The following is a 4,323-nucleotide window of genomic DNA, read 5'->3' as shown; positions in this document are numbered from 1 at the left end:
TAGAATAAAATGCGGGAAGGTTGCCAGAATGAAGCGAATCCTCAATCTGAAAATCAACGGCCGTGCTGTGGATGACGTGGTGCCGGACAACCTGCTACTGGTCGATTTTCTGCGCGAGCGTCAGGTACTGACCGGCGCCAAGAAGGGTTGCGACGGCGGTGAGTGCGGTGCCTGCACGGTCCTTGTCAACGGTCAGCCCCGTCTGTCATGCATCACTCTGGCAGCCAATTGCGAAGGCGCCGAGATTGAAACCATCGAAGGGCAGGCACGCAATGGACAACTGTCGCCTTTGCAGCGCGCTTTTCACGAAAATCTGGGTGCCCAGTGCGGCTACTGCACACCAGGCATGATCATGGCCGCCGAAGGGCTGCTGCGCACAAATCCCGACCCAAGCGAGACCGAAATAAAGATCGCTTTGGGCGGTAACATCTGCCGCTGCACGGGCTACGTGAAGATCATCAAGTCGGTGCAGGTTGCTGCAGCGGAGGCGCGCCAATGAGCGTGAAAGCTGACATGTCCGCAATCGGCCGCCCGGTTCCGCTGATTGACGGCATCGAAAAAGTCACTGGCAAGGCTCTCTATACCGGAGATCTGGACACTCGCGACGCACTGACCGGCCGCATTCTGCGTGCTCCGGTCAGCCATGGCCGGATCCTGTCGATCGACACCTCGCGAGCCCAAGCACTCGACGGGGTTCGGGTGGTGATCACGGGGCAGGACTGCGACAAGACCTATGGCGTGATCCCGATCGCAATGAACGAATACCCGATGGCTCGCGACCGCATCCGCTATCGCGGCGAACCGATCGCAGCGATTGCTGCCGACGATGCGGAAACCGCCGCCCGAGCGCTTGAATTGATCGAGGTTGAAATCGAAGAACTGCCTGCTTGCTACACTCCGGCAGAATCGCGCAAGCCTGACGCGCCACTTTTGCATGACGACAAGGCGGGTAATCTAGAACGCGAAGTACACCATACCTTCGGTTCAGTCTCGGACGGCTTTGACGAGGCTGACATTGTGCGCGAGGAAAGTTTCGACTGCGCCGAGATCAATCACGCACAGATGGAGCCGCATGCAGCGCTGGCAGACTATGACCCGGTGCGCAATCGGCTGACCTTCCACTCGGTCACTCAGGTGCCGTTTTATGTCCATCTGATGCTGGCGCGGTGTCTCGATATGGACAGTTCGCGGGTACGGGTGATCAAACCCTTTGTCGGTGGCGGCTTCGGTGCCCGAACCGAAACATTGAATTTCGAGATTATCGCAGCACTTTTGGCCCGCGCGGCCGGCGGCAAGGTGATGATGCAGCTCTCGCGCGAAGAAAGTTTCATCACGCACCGGGGGCGACCCAACACCCAGGTCAAGCTGAAGGTCGGCATGACCAAGACCGGCAGAATTACCGCCGTTGAATGCGAGACGGTGATGAGCGGAGGTGCCTATGCCGGTTACGGGCTGGTCACTATCCTGTACGCTGGCGCGTTGCTGCACGGTCTCTATGATATTCCGAACATCAAATATGACGGCTACCGGGTTTACACCAATCACCCGCCCTGCGGCGCGATGCGCGGTCATGGCACGGTGGATGTGCGCCATTCATTCGAAGCACTCATTGACCGCATGGCCCGGGATCTCGGTCTTGATCCGTTTGCCGTGCGCCGCGCGAACCTGCTCAAGGCACCGCTGTTTACCGCCAACGGGCTGATGGTGAATTCCTATGGGCTTGATGAATGCCTCGACAAGGTCGAGAAGGCCAGCGGCTGGGTTGAACGCAGAGGCAACATGCCAAAGGGCCGCGGGCTGGGAATGGCCTGTTCGCATTACGTCTCGGGCGCCGCCAAACCAGTGCACTGGACCGGCGAGCCGCATGCGGTTGTCTCGATGAAACTTGATTTTGACGGCTCGGTCACAGTGCTTACAGGGGCCTCGGATATCGGTCAGGGCTCAACCACAATTGTGGCACAGGCCGCAGCCGAGATCCTGCGCATAGATCTGGGCCGGGTCCGTGTGGTCACCAATGACAGCGTTATTACACCCAAGGATAATGGCTCCTATTCCAGCCGGGTCACCTTTATGGTCGGCAATGCCGCGATTGAGGCCGCCAAGGCAATGCGTGCCAAGCTGATCGACGCTGCTGCCGGGTTGCTCGACGTGGACCCTTCTGAGGTCGAATGCGAGGCCGAAACCTTCTTTGTCAAAGGCAGCTCGCAATCGGAACTTCCATTTCACGATGTCGCCATCGCGGCCCTGGCCAAGGAAGGAACGATCACCGTCAAAGGCACCTTCTCGACCCCGGTCGAAGCCCAGGGCGGCAAGCACCGCGGCGGTGCGGTCGGCTCCACCATGGGCTTTTCCTATGCCACGCAAGTGGTTGAGGTCAGCATCGAGGAAACCACCGGCCAAATCGATGTCGAAAAGGTCTGGGTCGCGCTGGATTGTGGCTATGCCATCAACCCGCTGGCGGTCGAAGGTCAGATCGAAGGTTCGGTCTGGATGGGTATGGGTCAGGGCCTGTGTGAAGAAACCAGTTATCTCGAGGGCCTTCCTGCCCATGCCAACCTGATCGACTACCGGGTGCCCACGATGGCAGAATCACCGCCCATAGATGTTCAGATCGTCGAAAGCATCGACCCGCTGGGGCCATTCGGAGCCAAGGAGGCAGGCGAAGGCGCGCTGTCCGGCTTCCCCCCCGCGCTGGTCAATGCCGTGGCCGATGCTATCGGCATGGATGTGAATTTCCTTCCCGTCACCCCGGACAGGGTGCTCGAGGCTTTGACAAAGTACCGGCGGAACCTCCGCCGCAAGGAGGCCGCGACATGACCGAAGCTCTGCCGCAATTTCAACTGCTCGCTCCGACCACTCTGGCCGAGGCGGTCGCCGCGTTGAACGAGACCCCGGACGTTGCCGTCAGTGCCGGTGGCACCGATCTGGTTGTCCAGCTGCGCAGGGGTCTGTGCGAGGCCACCACACTAGTAGACCTTGGCAACGTTGCAGCGCTGAAAACCATCGAAGCAACCGAGACGGGTCTCAGCATCGGTGCCGGGGTAACCTTGGCCGAAATAGAAAACAACGCAGAGATTTCCCGCGACTATCCGGCGGTGGCCAAGGCTGCCGCGGTGATTGCCGGGCCAACCCATCGCACGGTGGCTACACTCGGCGGCAACCTGTGCCTGGACACCCGTTGCGTCTATTACAATCAAAGCCATTGGTGGCGCAAATCCAACGACTTCTGCCTGAAATACAAGGGTGAAATCTGCCACGTCGCCCCCAATGGAAACCGCTGCCGGGCTGCCTTCACTGGTGATCTGGCGCCAGCCCTGATGGTCCACGGTGCCGAGATCGAAATCGTTGGGTCCGATTGCCGCCGTCGTATGCGGCTGGCGGATTTCTATCACGAAGATGGCGCCGACCACCTGAAACTTGCCGCCGGCGAGATCGTTGCTGCGGTGCATTTGCCGCCACCTGGCCCAGCCTCGGACTATGAGAAAATCCGGGTGCGTGGTTCGATCGACTTTCCACTGGCCGGGGTCGCTGTTGCCTGCAGCAAATCCGCCGATGGCGCGGTCCGGTTCACGGTGGCCATCACCGGCACCAATTCCATGCCGATCCTGATCGAGCCTGAGGAGGCACTGGGCGGTGAAAGTGATCGCGAGGCCTATTTCACAGCGCTCGGCAAACAGGTGCAGAAGGCGGTGTCGCCCCAGCGCACAACTACGATTGCACCGCATTACCGCAGATTGTCGGCTGCAGCCCTGACAATACGGATCGCCAAAGCCCTGCTATGAATGACGAAGTACCGGGAACCTACTGGCAGGCCGCTGATGGACTACACATCGATACCCGCGGCCTGCCGCCGCCCGAGCCCTTCGTCGCGATCATCTGGCACATCGAGCAACCCGGGCAGACCGGTCCGATCACCGTTTATCTGGACCGCAATCCGATTTTCCTGTTCCCGGAGCTGATCGAACGCGGCTGGCGCTATGAATATGCCCTGCGAACCGCCGGTGAGGTCCGCTTGATACTGAGGCCCGAAACATGAGTATGCCCGGAAGTTTTCTTGGTGGAGCCCAGGACAGGCTGTTGCCGGCCTCGATCCCGTTTCGGTTTTTCCTCGCGGCCTGCCTTTTCCAGGTTCTGGCCTGGGCGGTATTGCTGCTGGCCGCAGATGATCTGGCCGGATACCGCGGTGGACCGGGGCTGGTGCTTGCTGCAATCCACCTGGCAACTTTGGGGGTGCTGGCAATGACCGCAATCGGCGCCAGCTACCAGCTTCTGCCCGTTGTCACCCGCCGCCCCCTGGTTCGCGATTGGCCCGCGCGCCTAAGC

Annotated in this window: 4 protein-coding genes and 1 pseudogene; all 5 read left to right on the top strand. The window is 60.3% G+C overall.

What is annotated here, in order from left to right; genetic code table 11:
• Positions 1–28 precede the first annotated feature (28 nt).
• The gene (locus K5905_RS28555) at positions 29–499 is read left to right on the top strand and encodes a 2Fe-2S iron-sulfur cluster-binding protein (RefSeq protein WP_297590754.1); all 471 of its coding nucleotides are present in this window, start codon (positions 29–31) and stop codon (positions 497–499) included.
• A complete protein-coding gene (hcrA, locus tag K5905_RS28550) occupies positions 496–2,817 on the top strand; it encodes a 4-hydroxybenzoyl-CoA reductase subunit alpha (RefSeq protein ID WP_297590751.1) in 2,322 nt (773 codons plus the stop codon). The genes K5905_RS28555 and hcrA overlap by 4 nt, the downstream gene beginning before the upstream one ends.
• Positions 2,814–3,782, top strand: a complete 969-nt coding sequence (gene hcrB / locus K5905_RS28545; protein ID WP_297590748.1) for a 4-hydroxybenzoyl-CoA reductase subunit beta — start codon at positions 2,814–2,816, stop codon at positions 3,780–3,782. Before hcrA ends, hcrB begins: the two co-directional genes overlap by 4 nt.
• Entirely contained in the window at positions 3,779–4,036 is a 258-nt protein-coding gene (locus K5905_RS28540; RefSeq protein WP_297590745.1) for a DUF2249 domain-containing protein, read from the top strand. Before hcrB ends, K5905_RS28540 begins: the two co-directional genes overlap by 4 nt.
• A pseudogene (locus K5905_RS28535) lies at positions 4,033–4,323 on the top strand (hypothetical protein); the annotation flags it as partial. The gene K5905_RS28540 and the pseudogene K5905_RS28535, both read left to right, overlap by 4 nt.

The sequence above is a fragment of the Roseibium sp. genome, from assembly GCF_025698965.1.
Classification (GTDB): Bacteria; Pseudomonadota; Alphaproteobacteria; order Rhizobiales; family Stappiaceae; genus Roseibium.
This window is presented reverse-complemented; position numbering and strand designations above follow the sequence as displayed.